A 19148-nucleotide genomic window follows, 5' to 3' on the forward strand; every position below is an offset into this window, starting at 1 on the left:
CCGGAGAACACCCCCATGCTGCGCGACCCCGCCACGCATTCCGAATTCATCGCCCGCCACATCGGGCCGTCCGAGACCGATCAGCAGGCCATGCTGGCGGCCATCGGGGCGCCCAGCCTGGATGCCCTGATCCGCGAAGTCGTCCCTGAAAACATTCTGTCCGATGCCCCGTACCTGAACCTGCCCGGTCCGCTGGGCGAGGTCGAGGCGCTGGCCGATCTGAAGACGATTGCGTCGCGCAACCAGGTCCTGCGCAGCTACATCGGCCAGGGCTACTACGGCACCTACGTGCCGCACGTCATCCTGCGCAACATCCTGGAAAATCCGGCCTGGTACACGGCCTATACCCCGTACCAGCCGGAAATCTCCCAGGGGCGCCTGGAAGCCCTGCTGATCTTCCAGACCCTGGTCACCGACCTGACCGGCCTGGACATCGCCAATTCCTCGCTGCTGGACGAAGCCACCGCCGCCGCCGAAGCCATGACTCTGGCCCGTCGCGTGTCGCGTTCCAAGTCCAGCCAGTTCTTCGTGTCCGTCCACGTGCATCCGCAGACGCTTGAAGTCGTGCGCACCCGCGCGGCCGGCATCGGCATCGACGTGGTGGTCGGCGACGAAGCCGACGGCCTGCCGGACTGCTTCGGCGTGCTGCTGCAGTATCCGCACAGCCTGGGCGGCGTGGCCGACTACCGGGCGCTGACCAAGCAGGCGCACGATGCGGGCGCCATCGTGGCCGTGGCCACCGACCTGCTGGCCCTGGCGCTGCTGACGCCGCCGGGCGAATGGGGAGCCGACATCGCCGTGGGCTCCGCCCAGCGTTTCGGCGTGCCCATGGGCTATGGCGGCCCGCACGCCGGCTTCATGGCCTGCAAGGACGCCTACAAGCGCAACCTGCCCGGCCGCTTGGTCGGGGTGTCGCAGGACGCGCAGGGCGAATCCGCCCTGCGCCTGGCCCTGCAGACCCGCGAGCAGCACATCCGCCGCGAAAAGGCCACGTCCAACATCTGCACCGCGCAGGTGCTGCTGGCCGTGATGGCTTCCATGTACGCCGTCTGGCACGGCCCGGACGGCATCCGCCGCATCGCCCAGCGCGTGGCCACGCATACCACCCAGCTGGCGGCGGCGCTGCGCGGCATGGGCATCACCGTCTGCAACGACAGCTGGTTCGACACGCTGTGCCTGAAGACCGGCGCCCGCACCCAGGCGGTGCTGGATGCGGCCGTCGATGGCGGCATCAACCTGCGCCGGGTCGACGAACACTGCGTCGCCCTGTCCCTGGATGAGACCGTCGGCCAGAACGACATCGAGATCCTGCTGGGCGTGCTGGCGGCCGGCACCGGCGCCGCCCGCGTGGCGCCCGATTTCGCCGCCGAGGGCGACGGCGTCCCGGCGGCTCTGCGCCGCCAGGGTCCGATCCTGGCGCATCCGGCGTTTTCCCGGGTGAAGTCCGAAACCGACATGCTGCGCTACCTGCGCGCGCTGGCGGACAAGGACCTGGCCCTGGACCGCACCATGATCCCGCTGGGGTCGTGCACCATGAAGCTCAACGCCACGGCGGAAATGATTCCCGTCACCTGGCCCGAATTCGCGCACATGCATCCCTTCGCCCCGGCCGGCCAGGCCCAGGGCTACCAGGACATGATCGAGCGCCTGTCCTCGGCCCTGTGCGAAATCACGGGCTATGACCGCGTCAGCCTGCAGCCCAATTCCGGCGCCCAGGGCGAATACGCCGGCCTGCTGGCGATTCGCGGCTATCACCAGGCCAATGGCGAACATCAGCGCAACGTCTGCCTGATCCCCGCCTCGGCGCACGGCACCAATCCGGCGTCGGCCCATCTGGCCGGCATGGACGTGGTGGTGGTGGCGTCCGACGACAACGGCAACATCGACATGACGGACCTGCGGGCGAAGATCGCCCAGGTGGGCGACCGCCTGGCCGCCTTGATGATCACGTATCCGTCCACCCATGGCGTGTTCGAGACCACGGTCGCCGAAATCTGCGATCTGATCCATGAAGCCGGCGGCCAGGTCTACCTGGACGGCGCCAACATGAACGCCATGGTGGGCGTGGCCCGTCCGGGGCGCTTCGGCTCCGACGTGTCCCACCTGAACCTGCACAAGACCTTCTGCATTCCGCACGGCGGCGGCGGCCCGGGCGTGGGCCCCGTGGCGGTGCGCGCGCACCTGGCGCCGTACCTGCCGGGCATCGTGGGCGAAGACGGCCGCCTGCCGGCCGGCCAGTCCGGCCCGGTCTCGGCCGCGCCGTTCGGGTCCGCCAGCATCCTGCCGATTTCCACCATGTACATCATGATGATGGGGGCGGCCGGCCTGCGCCGCGCCACCCAGGTGGCCATCCTGAACGCCAATTACCTGGCGTCCCGGCTGGCGCCGCACTATCCCATCCTGTACGCGGCCGGCCCCAAGGGCCGGGTGGCGCACGAATGCATTCTGGACATCCGCCCGATCAAGGACGCCAGCGGCATCGGCGCCGAGGACATCGCCAAGCGCCTGATGGACTACGGCTTCCACGCCCCCACCATGAGCTTCCCGGTGGCCGGCACCCTGATGGTCGAACCGACCGAATCCGAAGGGGTGGAAGAGCTCGACCGCTTCATCGATGCGATGATCGCCATCCGCCAGGAAATCGCCGCCGTCGAACGCGGCGAGCAGCCCCTGGAAGACAATGTGCTGGTCAACGCCCCGCACCCGGCGGCCGTGCTGCTGGCGCAGGACTGGACCCACCCCTACACGCGCGAACAGGCGGCCTATCCGCTGCCCGGCATGGCGGCCCGCAAGTACTGGCCGCCCGTGTCCCGCGTGGACAATGCCTGGGGGGATCGCAACCTCAGCTGCGCCTGCCCGCCGGTGGAGTCCTACGCCTCCCAGGCCCCGGCCGTCGCCTGATGGGCATGAAGGTCGAATCGGCCTAGAATAGGTCTCGACCGCGGCCCCACCGATCCGGTGGGGCCTTTTTTATTGCGGGCTCGTCATGTCTCGCTCGGAACGTCTGCTGGAACTGATGCAGTGCCTGCGCCGCCATCGCTTTCCCGTCACTGGCGCGGCGCTGGCGGCGGAGCTGCGCATCAGCTTGCGCACGCTCTACCGCGACATCGCCAGTCTGCGGGCGCAGGGGGCGCACATCGAGGGAGAACCCGGCATCGGCTATGTGCTGCGTCCCGGCTTCCTGCTGCCGCCGCTGATGTTCTCCGCGCAGGAACTGGACGCGCTCATGCTGGGGGCTCGCTGGGTATCGCAGCGCACGGACCGGGAACTGGCGCGCGACGCTCAGAATGCCCTGGCGAAAATCGCCGCGGTCTTGCCCGCGGACCTGCGTCGATCGCTGGACGACGAGGCGCTGCTGGTCGGGCCAGAATATGCGCCTTCGGACGAGCAGGCCCGCTTGCCGATACTGCGCAAGGCGATGCGGCAGCAGCGGAAGCTGCTCATCGGCTACCGGGATCTGAAAGGGAACGAAAGCCGGCGCATCGTCTGGCCTTTCGCGCTGGGCTTCTTCGACCATGTCCGCATGCTGGCCGCATGGTGCGAGCAGCGCCAGGCGCTGCGGCACTTTCGCGTGGACAGGATCATGGCTCTGAGCGTTCTGGATGAGCGCTATCCCGTGCCCCGGCCGGTTCTGCTGCGGCAGTGGCGGGAACAGGAAGGCATCCCCGCAGCGCCCTGACAGAGTCGGGCGGCCGCATCACGCCACTGCCATGAATTGACAGTGAAGCCTCCTAGCATGGCAGGTGTCGGGCGCGTCGATCTTTGGCGATGCCCCGGAGTCTGCTGTGGGAGGAACTCATGGATCTGCAAGCAAAAGTCGCCTTGGTCACCGGCGCCGGAGACGGGATCGGCGAATCCGTCGCCGCCCGGCTTCTGGCCGGGGGCGCTTCGGTTGCGCTGCTCAGCCGGCGCATGGGTCCGGTGGCCGCGGTCTGCCGCCGGATCGACCCGTCGGGAGAGCGCGTTCTCGGCATCGAAGCCGATGTGCGCGACCCCGCCGCCGTCGAATTGGCGGTGGAGCGTATCGTGGAACGGTATGGCCGGCTGGATCTGGCGGCCAACTGCGCCGGCATTCCGGGGCCGGCCGGCGTGCCGCTTCAGGAACTGGACGTTGAAACGTGGCGGACGGTGCTGGAAACCGATCTGACGGGCGTGTTCCACAGCATGAAATACGAGATACCCGCCATGTTGAGAAACGGCGGGGGCGCCATCGTGAACATGTCTTCCGCCAACGGTCTGGTCGGCTTGGCGGGGATGTCCGCGTACACGGCCGCCAAGCATGCGATCATCGGGCTCACCAGATCGGCCGCACTGGAATTGGCGGAATCGAATGTCCGGGTCTGCGCGGTTGCTCCCGGCTACGTGGCCACGCCGAAAATCGAGCGTTCCGGAAAAGAAGTCACGGACTGGATGGCCGGCGCGCATCCGGTCAAACGCCTCGCCACCCGCGAGGAAGTGGCCGACCTGGTTGCGTATCTCCTCAGCGATCGGGCCTCGTTCATGACGGGCAGCGTGCATGCCATTGACGGCGGCTACACCGCCCGATGAGGCCTCGGCCCCTGCGGCCAGCGTTCGGGCTCCCTTCGCGGGCGCCGCACGGTGATCGAAAATTGACTTAAGCTATCGCCCGGATAATCCTTACAGATCGAGGAAGACAGACCATGCCGTATGTGAACATCAAGATCACCCGGGAAGGGGTCACGGCCGAACAGAAGGCCCGCCTGATGGAAGGGGCCACCCAGCTGCTGGTGGACGTGCTGGGGAAGAATCCCAAGACCACGTTCGTGGTCATCGAGGAAATCGACACCGACAACTGGGGCATCGCGGGCGAGCCCGTCACCGCCATCCGTGCCCGGGCCAAAGCGGGTGCATGAACCCGGGCACGGGCCAGTCTCTGCGGACTGATTCGTGCCTGGCGAATCCGAGCGGTATGCAGGCCGCGAGGTGGCCGCTGCTTCAGGCGGCGGCTTCCGTGGCCGGGATGCGCCGGTACGTGACGAAATCGTAGCTCAGCCCGCCGTCGCCGGCCGGCTGGGGCAGGCGTTCCGTTTCCCGCCATTGCCCGGCGGGCAGTTCCGGGAACCAGGTGTCGCCGTCGATCCGGGCGTGGATTTCCGTGGCGATCAGTTCGTCGGCCAGCGGCAGGGCCAGGCGGAAGATCTGCTCGCCGCCGATCACGCAGATGCGCTCCGCGTCCCGGCAGGCCGCCAGGGCGGCATCCAGCGACGCGAAACATTCGGCTCCGGCCGCCTCGAACGAGGCATCCCGGGTCAGCACCAGATTGCGCCGTCCCGGCAGGGGGCGCCCCAGCGACAGCCAGGTCTTGCGCCCCATCAGGATCGGATGGCCCAGGGTGCTGCGTTTGAAATGCGCCAGATCGCCCGGCAGGTGCCAGGGCATGCCGCCGTCGCGCCCGATGACGCGGTTGTCCGTGTAGGCGACGACCAGGCGGATGGGGGGCAGGGCGGACATTGCGGATTTCCTGGAGATGGTGGGGACGGACAAGGGCCGGATCACCTGGTCAGCGCAGCGCGCCAGCAAGGCCGGCAGATCGCCCTGGGGCAGAACCAGGCCGGGCGCCAGATCCATCAGGGGACGCAGCACGAACGCCCGTTCGTGCATGCGCGGATGCGGCACGATCAGGTCGGATTCCTCGATCGTCCGGCCATCATGCCACAGCAGGTCCAGGTCCAGCGTGCGCGGCGCGTTGCGGTAGGGGCGTTCGCGCCCATGGGCCTGTTCGATGGCCTGCAGGGCGGTCAGCAAATGCCGCGCATCCAGCCGGGTCCGGATTTCCGCCACGGCGTTGACGTAATCGGGGCCGGAGGAATCCATCGGCGCGGTGCCGTACAGGGGCGAAAGCCTCAGGCGGATGATGCCGGGCGTGGCCGCCAGTTCGGCCGCCGCCTGGCGCACCGCGCCGGCGGCGTCGCCCAGGTTCGCCCCCAGACCGATATAGGCCACGACGGCATCGGGCTGGTCCCGACCGGGATCTGGGGTGTGTCCGTTCATGGGGATTCGCGAAGGCGGGTGAATGGCAGGCGGGCGGGCGCCCGCCTGCCGGGGTCGGTCCGGCGGGACGTCAGGCAGTCTGATCGGGCGCCCCGTCGCGGGACGGGGTCGCGTCGGATGAGGCGTCGCCCGGCTTGCGCCGCCGCCGGCGCTTGCGCGTCGCGCCCACGCGCCGGGCGCCGGCGTGGCCGGCCTGCCAGGTGTCGATCATCTGGCTGCGGCGCTCGTCGCCGCTGTCGGCCAGGTCCATCCACCATTGCGCCAGCACGCTGTCGACCTCGCGGGCTTCGGCGCGCAGCTGCAGGAAATCCACGGAAGCCCGGAAACGGGGCTGTTCCATCATGCGCCAGATGGACCGCACCGTGGCGCGTTCGAAACGCGCCTGCATCAGCCAGATCTCCCGCATGTCCGCCTGGTGGCGGCGCTGGATGGCCAGCTTGTCCATCTGTTCGTCGATCACCGAGTCGGCGGCGCGGATCAGGGCTTCGTTACGCTGCACGTCCTGGGCCAGCAGCGTGGTCCAGCGCTTCTGCACCAGCCGCCACAGCAGGGCGGCGAACAGGAAGCTGGGGCTGATGGGCTTGCCCGCCCGCACGCGCGCGTCGGTGCGCGACAGGGCGATTTCCACGAAGGCTTCGCCGCCTTCTTCTTCGAAGATGCGGTCGATCAGCGGGATCAGGCTTTTGGTCAGGCCGGAGCGGCGCAGTTCGCGCAGGCAATCCATGGCGTGGCCGCAGGTCAGCAGTTTGAGCGTTTCGTCGAACAGGCGCGAGGCCGGCACGTGTTCGACCAGGGACGCCAGCCGCATGATCGGGGCCTCGGTGGCCGGGTCGATGCGGGCCCCCAGCTTGGCCTGGAAGCGCAGCGCCCGCAGCATGCGCACCGGGTCTTCGCGGAAGCGGGTTTCCGGGTCGCCGATCATGCGCACCACGCGGTTCTTCAGGTCCGCCACGCCCTGGTGGAAGTCGATGACTTCTTCCTTCAGGGGATCGTAGTACAGCGCGTTGATGGTGAAGTCGCGCCGGGCGGCGTCTTCTTCGTGGGAGCCGAATTCATTGTCGCGCAGGATGCGGCCATGCTGGTCGGTTTCGCCGGACGCAGGGGCGCGGAACGTGGAGGTTTCGATGATTTCCTGGCCGAACACCACATGCACCAGCTGGAAGCGTTTGCCGATGATGCGGGCGCGGCGGAACAGCGGGCGGATCTGGTTGGGCGTCGCGTTGGTGGCGACGTCGAAATCCTTGGGCTGCAGGCCCACGATCAGGTCGCGCACGGCGCCGCCGACGATGTAGGCGTCGAAGCCCTGCTGGTTCAGGACCTCGCAGACCTTGATCGCGTGGCGCGACACCAGCCGCCGGTCGATACCGTGTTTGTCGCGGGACAGGCGCGCCGGACCGCTGGGCGGCGTGGCAAACAGGCGCGAGACGAAATGTTTGATGGTCTGCTTGAGCATGGCGCGTATTTTAAGACTTTGTATCCTGCATGTCCGCAAACAGATCCAGAATGCGCCAGCCGCGACCCTGGGCCAGTTCCCGCAACGCCGGGCTGGGGTTGGTCGCCACGGGGTGGGTGACGGCTTCCAGCAGGGGCAGATCGTTCATCGAATCGCTGTAGAACCAGGATTCGGCGAAGTCTTCCATCTGCAGGCCCTGGGCCTGCAGCCAGTCGCGCACGCGCAGCACCTTGCCCGCCTTGAAACTGGGCGTGCCTTCGATGCGGCCCGTGTAGCGGCCGTCGGCGTCGCGTTGCGGGACGGTGGCGATCAGGTGGTCGATGCCCAGCGCCAGCGCGATGGGCGCGGTCACGAAGGCGTTGGTGGCGGTGACGACGGCGCACAGGCCGCCGCGCGCCTGGTGGTCGGTCACCAGGGCCCGGGCGGCGGGCAGCAGGCCGGGGAGGATGACTTCGCGCATGTAGTCCTGATGCCACACAGCGAGTTCGGCGGGTTCGCCCAGGCGCAGCAGGCCCAGCATGAAATCGGCGGCTTCTTCCGCGGACAGCGTGCCTTCGTTGTAGCGGCGCATCAGATCGTCATTGCGCTGGCGCGCCAGGGCCGGGTCGCCGGCGCGGCCGGTGCGGGCCAGGAATTCCGCCCATTGATAGTCGCTGTCGAAGGGCAGCAGGGTGTGGTCCAGGTCGAACAGAGCCAGGTGGGAGGGAGCGGTCATGGGCATGTCGTCAATCGGTCGGTGGGCGGGGGGCGCGAGGCGCGGGTCGGTGAGGGGGCGTGCGGCCGGTTCCGGGTCATTCGGCGGCCGGCTCGTCCGGCAGCGGTTTGCCGCCGGCCGGCGATCCCGCCAGCAGGTCCTTGAGCAGCGGCAGGGTGACGGGGCGGTGGCGGGCCAGGGAATATTGGTCCAGCGCGTCGATCAGGGCCGTCAGGCGCCCCATGTCGCGGTCGTGGTGGATCAGGATCCAGTGCAGCACGTCGTCGGGCAGCTTCAGGCCGCGCTGCAGGGCGCGGTCGCGCAGCGCCTGGGCGCGGTCCTCGTCGGACAGCTGTTCGATGCGAAAGACCAGATCCCAGCCCAGGCGGGTGCGCAGGTCCTCGCGCAGCGGCATGGTCAGGGGCGCGCGGTCGCCGGCCGTCAGCAGGGCGAAGGCGTCCGGGGTGCTGGCGGCGGCCCGCCAGCGGTTGAACAGGGCGAACAGGGCCGCTTGAGCGGCGTCGTTCAGGTCGTTCACGTCGTCCACGGCCACCAGCGTCAGGGCGCGGTCCTCGTCCGTGGCCAGGGCCTGCAGCCAGCGCGCCGGGGTGCGGGCGTCCAGATAATGTCCGCCCTGCGCCTGGGCGCGGGCCCGCAGCAGGTGGCTGCGCCCGGACCCGGGGCCGCCCCACAGATACAGGGCGTGGCCGGGAGACAAAGCGCCGACGGCGTCGACGGCGGCCTGGTTGGCGCCGGCGATGAAACCCTCCAGGGTGGGCAAGGCCCCGGGCAGGATGTCCAGTAACAGTTGCTGTGTCATGCTCACCGGGCCGGAGTTCATCGTAAAATCAGGCCACTATATTGTCCAAACTTGCAATTCTTGCACATTCGACGGCTTTTCTCATGACATCTGGCACCACCCCCTCCATGACCTATCGCGACGCGGGCGTCGATATCGACGCGGGCGATGCCCTGGTCGACCGCATCAAACCCCTGGCGGCCCGGACCATGCGGCCCGGCGTCATGGCCGGCATCGGCGGTTTCGGGGCGCTGTTCGAAATCCCGAAGCACCTGCGCGAACCCGTGCTGGTGTCGGGCACCGACGGGGTGGGCACCAAGCTGCGGCTGGCCTTCGAATGGCAGCGCCACGACACCGTGGGCATCGATCTGGTGGCCATGAGCGTCAACGACATCCTGGTGCAGGGCGCCGAACCCCTGTACTTCCTGGATTACTTCGCCTGCGGCAAGCTGTCCGTGGATACCGCCGCCCAGGTCGTCGGCGGCATCGCCCGGGGCTGCGAACTGGCGGGCTGCGCCCTGATCGGCGGCGAAACCGCTGAAATGCCGGGCATGTATCCGGATGGCGAATACGACCTGGCCGGCTTTGCCGTGGGGGCGGTGGAAAAATCCGCCATCATCGACGGCGGCGACATCCGAGTGGGCGACACCGTGCTGGGGCTGGCCTCCAGCGGAGCGCATTCCAACGGCTACTCCCTGGTGCGCAAGATTCTGCAGCATGCCGGCGCCCGTCCGGACCAGGACCTGGACGGCCGCCCTCTGGGCGACGTGGTCATGGAACCCACCCGCATCTACGTCAAGTCCGTTCTGGCCGCCCTGGCCGCGCACGGGCGGTCCCTCAAGGGCCTGGCGCACATCACCGGCGGCGGTCTGCTGGAAAACGTGCCGCGCATCCTGCGCGCCGGGCTGTGCGCCCATCTGCACCGCGATGCCTGGCAATGGCCGGCGCTGTTTCAGTGGCTGCAGGCCCAGGGCGGCGTGGCCGACCAGGAAATGGCCCGCGTTTTCAACTGCGGCATCGGCATGGTGCTGGTGGTCGATCCCGCCCAGGCCGCTGCGGTCACGGCCACGCTGCAGGCCCAGGGCGAAACCGTCTACACGCTGGGGCGGATCGAAGCCCAGGCCGAAGGCGGCGCCCAGACCATCGTCGACTGATCGGGAACGGCGGGCAGCCATCGGCTGCGCCGCCGCCTTCCAGCGCGCTTCCGTCCGGATCAGGCGTCCAGCGCCCGGGCGCAATGCCGCGCCACTTCCGCTGCGGCCTGATCCGACAGGCAATCCACGCTGGTTCGCTGCGGCAGCGACCGCAGCCAGGTGATCTGGCGCTTGGCGAGCTGCCGGGTGGCGGCGATGGCCTGCTCGATGGCCTGGTCCAGAGACACGCGCCCGTCCAGATGATCCCAGAGCTGCCGGTAGCCCACGCAGCGGATGGACGGCAGGCCGGGATGCAGGTCGGGCCGGGCATGCAGGGCGCGGACCTCGTCCAGCAGTCCGGCGCCGATCATGGCCTGGTAGCGCTGCGCGATGCGGGCATGCAGCACGGACCGGTCGGATGGCTCCAGGCTGATCGTCAGGAATCTCCAGCCCGGCAGGACAGGCTGCGGCGGCCGGGCCAGCCAGTCGCTCATGGCGCGCCCGCTGCCGCGCCAGATCTCCAGGGCGCGCTGCAGGCGCTGGCTGTCGTTGGGCGCCAGCCGGGCGGCGGTGGCCGGATCGACCCGGGCCAGTTCGGCGTGCAGCGCCGGCCAGCCGCGTTCCCGGGCCTCTGCGTCCAGCGCCTGGCGGATCGCCGGGTCCGCGCCGGGCAGTTCGTTCAGTCCTTCCCGCAGCGCCTTGTAATACAGCATGGTGCCGCCGCACAGGATCGGGATGCGTCCCCGCCGGCGGATGTCCTGCGCCAGCTCCGCCGCGTCGCGCGCGAATTCCGCCGCCGAATACGATTGCGCGGGATCGCGGATGTCCAGCAGGTGGTGAGGCATCTGCGCCTGTTCCTGGACGCCGGGCTTGGCCGTGCCGATGTCCATGCCCCGGTAGATGGTGGCCGAATCCATGACAATGAGTTCGATCGGCCAGCGCCGCGCCAGCGCCATCGAGGCTGCCGACTTGCCCGAGGCCGTCGGCCCGGCCAGGCAGATCAGCAAAGGAGGAAGACTTGGGTTCACGGGATGAGGATGTGACGGTTCGTGATGGAGGGGAGGCCGGACTGTTCAGGCCGTCCGCTGTCAGGAAGCGGGATAGCCGGCTTCGCGTTGATGGCGGACGGTCAGGATCAGGACGGCATCGGCGGGATATTCATAACTGTATAGGGCGACGTAGCCGGTTTTTCCCCGGGAAATGACCAGTTCCCGAAGATCGGAATCCACGGTGCGGCCGATCAATGGATGGCGCCGCAAAATCGAAATCGCCTCGATGATCAGATCCACCGTGTCGCGGGCTGCCGGGGGGTCGATGTCCTGCAGAAAGTCCGTCAGGCGTTCCAGATCTTGCAGGGCCCGATCGGCGTAGTTCAGGGTCGCCACGGGTGAGCCTTGGGGCGCTTGGCGGGGGCGCCTGCCGCGCGTTCCCGCAGATAGGCGTGGACGTCGTCGGCGGCGTAGCCCAGCCCGGTATCCAGCATCTGCTGGCGGGCGGCTTTGGCTTGTTCCAGGAATTGCGCCCGTTGCTCGGTCGAGACGGCGGCCTGTTCGATGGCGGACACCATGAAAGCGTGCGGCGTCATGCCCAGTTCGCGGGCGGCATGGATGGCGCGGGCCTTGAGCGCTTCGGACAGTTTGAGCGAGGTGGTGGTCATGATGGAAGCCCGGGAAGAAGCTTGGGTGCTACTAGAGTAACACCGATGGCTGGCGCGGTGTCGGGATGACGGTTTACTGCCCTCGCATGAACAGCTTGTCCAGATCGGACAGGCTCCATTGGAACCAGGTCGGGCGGCCGTGGTTGCATTGGTCGGCGCGTTCGGTGCGTTCCATCTGGCGCAGCAGAGCGTTCATTTCGTCCAGCGTCAGGCGGCGGTTGGCGCGGATCGCGCCGTGGCAGGCCATGGTGGACAGCAGTTCGTTGCGCTGTTCGGTCAGGCGGGCCGATTGACCGAACCGTTCCACGTCGGCCAGCACGCCGCGCGCCAGGGATTCGATATCGCCCTGGGCGAGCAGAGCGGGCACGGCCCGTACGGCCAGCGATGCGGGGCCGGTGGGACGGATGCGCAGCCCCAGCCCGTCCAGCGTGTCCTGGTGATCCTGGGCGATGGCCACCTGGGTTTCCGTCGCCGTGAACACCACCGGCACCAGCAGGTCCTGGGCGGGCAGGGGGGCTTCGTCCAGCGCCCCCTTCAGCCGTTCGTACACCACCCGTTCGTGGGCGGCGTGCATGTCCACCAGGATCAGGCCGCGCGCGTTCTGCGCCAGGATATAGATGCCATGCAGCTGGCCCAGGGCCAGGCCCAGGGGCAGGTCGCCTGCGGGTTGCGCCGCCGGGGGCAGGCTCGCGGTCGCGGCCGCCGGCGTCCTGTCCGCGATGGGGAAGGTCCCGGGCGCGCCGCCGTTTGAGGACGCCGGGGAGTCGGCGGGGTCCAGGGGCCGGTACAGCGTGCGCCAATCCTGGCTAGGGCCCGAGTCGTGCAGGGCGAAGCGCTGCTGCACCGGGACCTGGCCCGGATAGCGGGCGGGGCCGCGTCCCTGCGGGGCGGCGGGCGCGAGAACGGACTGCCCGCGGCCGGCGCCGGGCATGGGGGCGGAACCCCAGGCATCATGCCGTCCGGCATCCTGCGAAGAATTGCCTGGCGTGGCCCCGGTGGATTGCGGAACGTCGCCGTTGGTCGGATCCGGCGGCGTGTCGGCCGTCTCGCCGGCCGCGCCGCCCCGTTGCGCCAGGGCCTGCCCCAGCGATTGCGCCACGTAGCGGTGCACCGCCCCGCTGTCGCGGAAGCGGACTTCGCTCTTGGCGGGGTGCACGTTCACGTCCACCCCGGCCGGATCCAGCCCCAGGAACAGCACGTAGGCCGGCTGCCGGTCGCCGTGCAGCACGTCGGCATAGGCCTGGCGCACGGCGTGCGACACGGTCCGGTCGCGCACGTGGCGGCCGTTGACGTACAGATACTGGCGGTCGGCGCGGTTGCGGGCGAAGGTCGGGCGGGTGATGCAGCCTTCCAGGGTGATCAGGCCCTGTTCGGCCGAAACCGGCAGGCTCTGGGCCTGGAATTCCACCCCCAGGACGTCGCGGATCCGGCCCTGGATGTCGGTGACCGGCCAGTTGCGCTGGGGTTTGTCGTTGTGAAAGACCCGCAGGGCGACTTCCGGATGCGCCAGGGCGATGCGTTCGATGGCGTCCAGGCAGTGGCCGTATTCGGTGGCCTCGGACCGCAGGAACTTGCGGCGGGCGGGGATGTGGTCGAACAATTGGCGCATGTCGACCCGGGTGCCGGCGGGCCCGGCGGCGGGTACGGGTTCCCGCTGTCCGGGACCGATCTGCCAGGCCTGGTCCGCGTCCGCCGTGCGCGAACTGATGGTCAGCTGCGCCACGGAGGCGATCGAGGCCAGCGCTTCGCCGCGAAATCCCATGGTGGCGACCGATTCCAGTTCCGCCAGGGACGCGATCTTGCTGGTGGCGTGCCGCTGCAGGGCCAGCGTCAGCTGGTCGCGAGGGATGCCGGAGCCGTCGTCGGCCACCAGGATGCGCCGAATGCCGCCGCCGTCCAGCCGGACTTCGATGGCCCGGGCGCCGGCGTCCAGGGCGTTCTCCAGCAATTCCTTCAGGACAGAAGCCGGCCGTTCGATGACTTCGCCGGCGGCGATCTGGCTGATCAGGGTGTCGGGCAGGGCGGAAATGGGTCGGGTCATGAAAGCGATTATAGTAAGCGTCGGCTCGCAATCGAGCGAAGCGGAATGCGCGCGCCCACAGGTCGGCGCGGATGCTTTCCGCATGACATCGGCCCTTGCCGGTGCCCGGTGCGGGCTGTCGCATCATTCTCAACGAGGTTTCAGGCGGTCATGGCCGAATTCTTTCATCTGGTGCTCAATATCGACCAATCCCTGGGCGTCTGGGTCGCCCAGTACGGCGCCTGGATCTATCTGATCCTGGCGCTGATCATCTTCGGCGAGACCGGCCTGGTCGTCCTGCCTTTTTTGCCGGGCGATTCCCTGCTGTTCATCGCGGGCGCGTTCGGCGCCACCGGCCAGCTCGATCCCGTGCTGATGGGCGGCATCCTGATCGTCGCCGCCATCCTGGGCAACACGGTCAATTATTCCGTGGGCCGCTTCATCGGCCCCAAGGTCTTTTCCCACGACTACCGCTTCCTGGACCGCAAGGCCTTGCTGAAGACCCACGCCTTCTATGAAAAGCACGGCGGCAAGACCATCGTGCTGTCGCGCTTCCTGCCGCTGTTTCGCACCTTCGCGCCTTTCGTGGCCGGGGTGGCCGGCATGCGGCTGTTCATGTTCCAGCTGTACAACGCCATCGGCGCCATCGCCTGGATCGCGGGCCTGATCACCCTGGGCTATTTCTTCGGCAATGTCCCCATCGTCAGGGAACATCTGAACACCATCGTCCTGATCGGCGTCGGCGCCGCCGCCATCCCGGCCCTGGCCGGCGTCCTGTGGAAGCTGCTGCGGCGCAAGAATCCGGATCGGGCCTGATCAGGCGGCCCGGATTTCGTCCAGCAGGCCGGGGTGCCGGTCCAGCAATTTGAATAGCTGCACCAGAGCCAGCGGCGGCCTGGCCTTGCCGCTTTCATAGCGGGAAAAGGCGTTGACGCCGCCGCCGAAAATCCTGGCGGCCTCGCTTTGGCCAAGCCCCAGTTCGCTGGCGCCAAGGCGCGCGGAATCATCGTCGGCCTCCGGGATGCGCTTGGGCAGCGCGGCAATCCCTGAGGGATAAAAAGGTCGTGGCTGGAATCGGAGGCCCGGAAGCGCAAAGCCACCCCAAGGGGCGGCTTTGCGGGAGGAGCCGGGTCGAGCGGCGGGTCGTGCGATCGAGCTTACGCCCGCCGTGCCAGGGCCGGGTTGGCGGCGAAGTAGTCGCGCACGCCGCTCAGCACGGCCGAGGCGATCTTCTGCTGGTGCGCGGGGGTGCGCAGCAGGGCTTCTTCCTGGGGATTGCTGATGAACGCCGTTTCGATCAGGATGGACGGGATGTCGGGCGCCTTCAGCACGGCGAAACCGGCGCGTTCGATGCGGTTCTTGTGCAGCTCGTTGATCTTGCCGATTTCCTGCAGCACCTGGGTGCCGACCTTGATCGAATCGTTGATCTGCGCCCCGGTGGACAGGTCCAGCAGCACTTTCGCGACCTGGGCGTTGTGGGCGCCCAGGTTCACGCCGCCGATCAGGTCGGCGTCGTTTTCCTTCTTGGCCAGCCAGCGGGCGGCCGAACTGGTCGCCCCGTGTTCCGACAGCGCCCAGACCGACGACCCGCGGGCCGACGGCTTGATCCAGGCGTCCGCGTGGATGGAAATGAACAGGTCCGCCTGCACCCGGCGGGCCTTCTGCACCCGCACGTTCAGGGGCACGAAGTAGTCCCGGTCGCGGGTCATGTAGGCCCGCATGTTGGGCTGCGCGTCGATCAGCTTCTTCAGGCGCTGGGCGATCTGCAGCACGATGTCCTTTTCGTGGGTGCCGCGCCGGCCGGTGGCGCCGGGGTCTTCCCCGCCATGTCCCGGATCGAGCGCGATCAGGATGGGGCGGTCCAGCCGCCTGCCGGGCGACGGCTTGGGGGTGACCGCGAGAGGCGGCTCGGGCGGGGGCGTCATGGGGGGCGGCAGTTCCTGGCCCTTGACCGCCGGCACCGGGGCCTCGCTGGGGCTGTTCTGCGCCAGGTCTTCCAGGATGCCGGCCAGGGGATCGTTCTTGGCGTCCTTCAGCAGAGCCATCAGCGGATCCTGGGCGACCTTGGGATACAGGTCCAGCACCAGGCGGTACTTGTATTCGCCGATGGGCTTGAGCGTGAAGACCTGGGGCGCGACGTCCTGCTTCAGGTCGAACACCAGGCGCACCACGTTGGGCCGGTTCTGGCCCACGCGCACGCTGCTGATGTAGGGATCGTTGGGCTTGATCTTGGACACCAGATTGCTGATGGCGGCGTCCATGTGCAGGCCTTCGATGTCCACCACCAGCCGGTGGGGATGGTCCAGGGTGAACTGTTCGGCCTTCAGCTCGGTGTCCATTTCCAGCGTGACGCGGGTGTACTCGTCGGCCGGCCAGGTCCGCACCGCCAGGATCGTGGCGGCCTGCGCCAGGCGGGGAATGACGGGCAGCAGCAACAGCGTGCAGCCGCCCGCGATCAGTTTGCGCCGCAAGGGGATGGGGGCGGGATTCATCGGCGCGATGAGGTCAGGTGAGTCAGCCATAGCTGTCCTTTTTCGCTGCAGGCGCTTAGCCATGCGCGTCTGCCGGCCCCGGCATATTCCAGCAAAATATCCAGATCCGGAGGGGGTAGGCGGGTGCCAGCCTGTTCAGGCCATTCGATCAGGACGACCGCATGGTCGGCCAACAGTTCGCCAAACCCCGCGTCCCGCCATTCGTGCGCATCGCTAAATCTATAGAAATCAAAGTGATAGAAGTATAAGTTAGAAACATTATAGCTTTCAAGCAGCGCGTAGCTGGGACTTTTGATGCGGCCGGTCACGCCGCCCGCCCGCAACAGCGCTCGGGCCAGGCTGGTTTTGCCCGCGCCCAGCTCTCCTCTCAGGTGAATGCGCCCTCCGGCCGGCAGCGATTCCGGGGCATGGCCGCAGACCAGGGCCGCCAGGCGTTGCGCCAGGGCCACGGTGGCCTCTTCGTCCGGCAAGGGCCATTCAACGGGGGGCAGGGGAAATGTCATGATGTCCAGGCGTTTCAGTCCGTGGGGCATTGTATGCCGCCCTCAGCCCGCGATTCCCAGCCATATCGGCAGCGTGATGGCCGACAGCAGCGTCCCCAGCGACATCGTGACCGCCACCAGGCGGCCGTCGCCGCCCATGCGGGCGGCCAGGACATGCGCAGCCGACGAGGTCGGCACCGCCGAGAACAGCAGCAAGACCGTGCTTTCCCGCGCGGACAGGCCCAGCATCCCGGTCAGCGCCAGAGTCCAGACCGGCAGCAGGACCAGCTTGGCCGCAATCATCCAGGCCATCAGCGGCGCATGCCGGCGCCCGCCTTCCAGCGACAGCGTGGCGCCCACGCACAGCAGGCCCAGGGCGATGGCGCAGGATCCCAGCCTGCCCAGGGCCACTTCGGCCACGTGCGGGATCGGCGCCTGCAGGAAATTGAAGGCCAGGGCCGCCAGCGTCGCCAGGATGAAGGGATTGCGCGCCATCTCGCCCAGCGCGCGGCCGCCGTTGCGACTGGCCAGGGCGTGCACCGCCCCCACATTGCTGATGGGCACGGCGAACCCCAGGATCACGGCCATGGTCGCCTGGGCGTCGGCCCAGCCTAGGCCGGCCGCCAGCGACAGCGCCAGATAACTGTTGAAGCGGAACGCGCACTGCGCCGTCGCCGCGTGCGCCGCCGGGTCGGGGCGCACCGCCAGCCGCCCCAGCCAGGCCAGGGCGATCCCGCCCAGCATCACCCCCACGGTGGCCGCCAGCAGCACCGTCGTGCTGCCCAGCGCCATGGGCGCCCGCGTGATCGAATGAAACAGGAGAGCGGGAAACAGTACGAAATACACCAGCTTCTCCGCCTGGGCGAAAAACAGGCGATCGAACTTGAAGCGATGCAGCAACAGCCACCCCAGGGCGATCAGCAGGAAGTCGGGGAGGATCAGCAGGATGACGGACATGGAGGCTTTGCCGGGGCTACTATGGTGGTGCGTATCGGAGGCCGCCGGCGCGCCGGCTGGAATCAGATGCATTGTAGGGCGCGGCGGGATGCCTTGTTGTGGATCCGCAACGCCTTTTTCGGAAAACTACCGGGTTTCCGCAGTTCAACATGGCGTTCATCCCGGATTTTTGATGCAATACCAACAACTTCCCTTCGCGGAGTTAGAAGGAGCAGCAGCACAGGATGTTGTTGGCCTGCTCTGATTCACACAAATCTACGGAGATTTCTTACATGAAAAAGACTCTGCTCGCTGCTGCTCTGCTGGCCGGTTTCGCTACCGCTGGCGTTGCTCAAGCAGAAACGTCCGTGACGCTGTACGGTATCCTGGATACCGGCTACGGCTACCAAAACTACAAGTTCGACAACAACGGCGTTGAAGCCCGCGCTCGTACTTCCGGTCTGCGCAGCGGTACCGTGAACGGCAACCGCTTCGGCCTGAAGGGCGCCGAAGACCTGGGCGACGGCCTGCGCGCCATCTTCCAACTGGAACAAGGTTTCGACCTGGGTAACGGTCAGCCTTCCACCACCCGTCAATTCCACCGTCAAGCCTTCGTGGGCCTGTCCAGCGACAACTGGGGTACCTTCACGATGGGCCGTCAGTACTCCGCTGGCGTTGAAGTCGGCAACCTGAACGTCAACGGCTGGAACCTGGGCGACGTGGATAAGGTCTTCGGTGCGTATGGCTATGCCAACCGTATCGACAACTCCTTCAAGTACGTCACGCCTGACATGGCCGGCTTCAAGGTTATCGCCTTGTACGGCTCCGAAGGCAATGACACGATCGAGCGCATCAATGGCGAAGCGTTCCCCGGCAGCGCCGAGCGTACGTCTCGCGTGTCCCTGGGCGCCACCTACGCCAATGGCCCGATCAGCGCCGGCGCCAGCTACGATCGTCGTGGCGAAACCGGTGTTGCTGACGCGATCACCAACTGGACCGTCAACGCCGCCTACGACTTCGAAGTCGTGAAGCTGAACCTGGCCTACGGCCAAGACCGTCATGGCAAGCTGGGCTGGGCTGGTGCCGCCGGCAACTACATCGACGCCGTCGGCCCCCTGTCCCTGGGCGACGATTTCAAGTCCAACAACTACCACGTTGGCCTGAGCGCCCCGATCGCTGGCGGTACCCTGTACGCTGGCTGGAACTACTCCCGTGCCTCCAACCTGGACACGATCGGTGGTCTGGAAGCTGGCAACATCAGCACCTACCAAGTCAACTACTTCTACCCCCTGTCCAAGCGCACCGGTGTCTACACCTACGCGACCTACGGCAAGAACCTGGGTTACGTGCGTGACCTGAAGGGTACGGAAGCTGGCGTTGGCCTGAACCACAAGTTCTAATCGCCTCGCGTGGCTTGTCCACGCTTGCGATGCGGCCCGGCTTGCCGGGCCGTCACGAACGCCGCCAGGG

At 67.8% G+C, this 19148-nt stretch carries 18 protein-coding genes and 2 pseudogenes; 7 read left to right on the forward strand and 13 right to left on the reverse strand.

Annotation, left to right across the window (positions count from 1 at the left end; translation table 11 throughout):
• Positions 1–15 precede the first annotated feature (15 nt).
• The 4 genes from gcvP (at position 16) to Q0263_RS04475 (ending at position 4874) form a co-directional block, all read left to right on the forward strand.
• Positions 16–2901 carry an aminomethyl-transferring glycine dehydrogenase gene (gcvP, locus tag Q0263_RS04460; RefSeq protein ID WP_298013712.1) on the forward strand — a complete coding sequence of 962 codons (2886 nt, stop codon included), beginning with the start codon at positions 16–18 and terminating at the stop codon, positions 2899–2901.
• Between the two features lie 85 nt (positions 2902–2986).
• Positions 2987–3679: a YafY family protein gene (locus Q0263_RS04465; protein WP_298013714.1), complete on the forward strand. Its 693-nt coding sequence runs from the start codon at positions 2987–2989 to the stop codon at positions 3677–3679.
• A 119-nt stretch (positions 3680–3798) separates the two neighbouring features.
• Positions 3799–4548, forward strand: a complete 750-nt coding sequence (locus Q0263_RS04470; RefSeq protein WP_298013716.1) for an SDR family NAD(P)-dependent oxidoreductase — start codon at positions 3799–3801, stop codon at positions 4546–4548.
• Positions 4549–4661: 113 nt separating this feature from the next.
• The gene (locus Q0263_RS04475; RefSeq protein WP_298013718.1) at positions 4662–4874 is read left to right on the forward strand and encodes a 4-oxalocrotonate tautomerase family protein; all 213 of its coding nucleotides are present in this window, start codon (positions 4662–4664) and stop codon (positions 4872–4874) included.
• Between the two features lie 82 nt (positions 4875–4956).
• Here the strand turns inward: Q0263_RS04475 and Q0263_RS04480 are convergent, their stop codons facing one another.
• From Q0263_RS04480 to hda, 5 genes and pseudogenes are all read right to left on the reverse strand, one after another.
• A complete protein-coding gene (locus Q0263_RS04480) occupies positions 4957–5472 on the reverse strand; it encodes a dihydrofolate reductase (RefSeq protein ID WP_298014215.1) in 516 nt (171 codons plus the stop codon).
• Between the two features lie 30 nt (positions 5473–5502).
• Positions 5503–6012: pseudogene (folK, locus tag Q0263_RS04485) on the reverse strand (2-amino-4-hydroxy-6-hydroxymethyldihydropteridine diphosphokinase); the annotation flags it as partial.
• Between the two features lie 70 nt (positions 6013–6082).
• Complete coding sequence (gene pcnB, locus Q0263_RS04490) at positions 6083–7465, reverse strand: polynucleotide adenylyltransferase PcnB (protein WP_298013720.1); 1383 nt, start codon at positions 7463–7465, stop codon at positions 6083–6085.
• Positions 7466–7475: 10 nt separating this feature from the next.
• Complete coding sequence (locus Q0263_RS04495; protein WP_298013722.1) at positions 7476–8180, reverse strand: HAD family hydrolase; 705 nt, start codon at positions 8178–8180, stop codon at positions 7476–7478.
• 76 nt (positions 8181–8256) lie between these two features.
• On the reverse strand, positions 8257–8979 hold the full coding sequence (gene hda / locus Q0263_RS04500; RefSeq protein WP_298013724.1) for a DnaA regulatory inactivator Hda: 723 nt from the start codon (positions 8977–8979) through the stop codon (positions 8257–8259).
• Between the two features lie 83 nt (positions 8980–9062).
• Between hda and purM the strand changes: the two genes are divergently transcribed.
• Positions 9063–10112, forward strand: a complete 1050-nt coding sequence (gene purM / locus Q0263_RS04505; RefSeq protein ID WP_298013726.1) for a phosphoribosylformylglycinamidine cyclo-ligase — start codon at positions 9063–9065, stop codon at positions 10110–10112.
• A 59-nt stretch (positions 10113–10171) separates the two neighbouring features.
• On the opposite strand, the gene miaA is transcribed toward purM, so the two are convergent.
• The 4 genes from miaA to mutL all read right to left on the reverse strand — a co-directional run bounded on the left by miaA (position 10172) and on the right by mutL (position 13789).
• Positions 10172–11119 (reverse strand): tRNA (adenosine(37)-N6)-dimethylallyltransferase MiaA, encoded by a 948-nt coding sequence (miaA, locus tag Q0263_RS04510; protein WP_298013728.1) that lies wholly within the window; start codon positions 11117–11119, stop codon positions 10172–10174.
• Positions 11120–11179: 60 nt separating this feature from the next.
• A complete protein-coding gene (locus Q0263_RS04515; protein WP_298013730.1) occupies positions 11180–11476 on the reverse strand; it encodes a type II toxin-antitoxin system RelE/ParE family toxin in 297 nt (98 codons plus the stop codon).
• The gene (locus Q0263_RS04520; protein ID WP_298013731.1) at positions 11464–11748 is read right to left on the reverse strand and encodes a CopG family transcriptional regulator; all 285 of its coding nucleotides are present in this window, start codon (positions 11746–11748) and stop codon (positions 11464–11466) included. The genes Q0263_RS04515 and Q0263_RS04520 overlap by 13 nt, the downstream gene beginning before the upstream one ends.
• 73 nt (positions 11749–11821) lie before the next feature.
• Positions 11822–13789 carry a DNA mismatch repair endonuclease MutL gene (mutL, locus tag Q0263_RS04525; RefSeq protein ID WP_298013733.1) on the reverse strand — a complete coding sequence of 656 codons (1968 nt, stop codon included), beginning with the start codon at positions 13787–13789 and terminating at the stop codon, positions 11822–11824.
• Between the two features lie 150 nt (positions 13790–13939).
• Here mutL and Q0263_RS04530 point away from each other — a divergent pair, with 150 nt between their 5' ends.
• Positions 13940–14584 (forward strand): VTT domain-containing protein, encoded by a 645-nt coding sequence (locus Q0263_RS04530; RefSeq protein ID WP_298013735.1) that lies wholly within the window; start codon positions 13940–13942, stop codon positions 14582–14584.
• Here Q0263_RS04530 and Q0263_RS04535 read toward each other — a convergent pair.
• From Q0263_RS04535 to Q0263_RS04550, 4 genes and pseudogenes are all read right to left on the reverse strand, one after another.
• Positions 14585–14749: pseudogene (locus Q0263_RS04535) on the reverse strand (type II TA system antitoxin MqsA family protein); the annotation flags it as partial.
• A gap of 176 nt (positions 14750–14925) precedes the next feature.
• Positions 14926–16290 (reverse strand): N-acetylmuramoyl-L-alanine amidase, encoded by a 1365-nt coding sequence (locus Q0263_RS04540; RefSeq protein ID WP_298013737.1) that lies wholly within the window; start codon positions 16288–16290, stop codon positions 14926–14928.
• The gene (gene tsaE, locus Q0263_RS04545; RefSeq protein ID WP_298013739.1) at positions 16257–16763 is read right to left on the reverse strand and encodes a tRNA (adenosine(37)-N6)-threonylcarbamoyltransferase complex ATPase subunit type 1 TsaE; all 507 of its coding nucleotides are present in this window, start codon (positions 16761–16763) and stop codon (positions 16257–16259) included. Before tsaE ends, Q0263_RS04540 begins: the two co-directional genes overlap by 34 nt.
• Before the next feature lie 42 nt (positions 16764–16805).
• The gene (locus Q0263_RS04550) at positions 16806–17699 is read right to left on the reverse strand and encodes an AEC family transporter (RefSeq protein ID WP_298013741.1); all 894 of its coding nucleotides are present in this window, start codon (positions 17697–17699) and stop codon (positions 16806–16808) included.
• A gap of 272 nt (positions 17700–17971) precedes the next feature.
• Here Q0263_RS04550 and Q0263_RS04555 point away from each other — a divergent pair, with 272 nt between their 5' ends.
• Positions 17972–19078, forward strand: a complete 1107-nt coding sequence (locus Q0263_RS04555; RefSeq protein WP_298013743.1) for a porin — start codon at positions 17972–17974, stop codon at positions 19076–19078.
• Positions 19079–19148: the final 70 nt, after the last annotated feature.

This window comes from uncultured Castellaniella sp., assembly GCF_937988725.1.
Lineage (GTDB): Bacteria > Pseudomonadota > Gammaproteobacteria > Burkholderiales > Burkholderiaceae_B > Castellaniella.

Bases quoted from the DNA above. Each gene is read 5' to 3' on its own strand.
- gcvP (WP_298013712.1), top strand. From the start codon at position 16: ATGCTGCGCGACCCCGCCACGCATTCCGAATTCATCGCCCGCCACATC.
- Q0263_RS04465 (WP_298013714.1), top strand. From the start codon at position 2,987: ATGTCTCGCTCGGAACGTCTGCTGGAACTGATGCAGTGCCTGCGCCGC.
- Q0263_RS04470 (WP_298013716.1), top strand. From the start codon at position 3,799: ATGGATCTGCAAGCAAAAGTCGCCTTGGTCACCGGCGCCGGAGACGGG.
- Q0263_RS04475 (WP_298013718.1), top strand. From the start codon at position 4,662: ATGCCGTATGTGAACATCAAGATCACCCGGGAAGGGGTCACGGCCGAA.
- Q0263_RS04480 (WP_298014215.1), bottom strand. From the start codon at position 5,472: ATGTCCGCCCTGCCCCCCATCCGCCTGGTCGTCGCCTACACGGACAAC.
- pcnB (WP_298013720.1), bottom strand. From the start codon at position 7,465: ATGCTCAAGCAGACCATCAAACATTTCGTCTCGCGCCTGTTTGCCACG.
- Q0263_RS04495 (WP_298013722.1), bottom strand. From the start codon at position 8,180: ATGACCGCTCCCTCCCACCTGGCTCTGTTCGACCTGGACCACACCCTG.
- hda (WP_298013724.1), bottom strand. From the start codon at position 8,979: ATGACACAGCAACTGTTACTGGACATCCTGCCCGGGGCCTTGCCCACC.
- purM (WP_298013726.1), top strand. From the start codon at position 9,063: ATGACATCTGGCACCACCCCCTCCATGACCTATCGCGACGCGGGCGTC.
- Q0263_RS04520 (WP_298013731.1), bottom strand. From the start codon at position 11,748: ATGACCACCACCTCGCTCAAACTGTCCGAAGCGCTCAAGGCCCGCGCC.
- mutL (WP_298013733.1), bottom strand. From the start codon at position 13,789: ATGACCCGACCCATTTCCGCCCTGCCCGACACCCTGATCAGCCAGATC.
- Q0263_RS04530 (WP_298013735.1), top strand. From the start codon at position 13,940: ATGGCCGAATTCTTTCATCTGGTGCTCAATATCGACCAATCCCTGGGC.
- Q0263_RS04540 (WP_298013737.1), bottom strand. From the start codon at position 16,290: ATGGCTGACTCACCTGACCTCATCGCGCCGATGAATCCCGCCCCCATC.
- tsaE (WP_298013739.1), bottom strand. From the start codon at position 16,763: ATGACATTTCCCCTGCCCCCCGTTGAATGGCCCTTGCCGGACGAAGAG.
- Q0263_RS04550 (WP_298013741.1), bottom strand. From the start codon at position 17,699: ATGTCCGTCATCCTGCTGATCCTCCCCGACTTCCTGCTGATCGCCCTG.
- Q0263_RS04555 (WP_298013743.1), top strand. From the start codon at position 17,972: ATGAAAAAGACTCTGCTCGCTGCTGCTCTGCTGGCCGGTTTCGCTACC.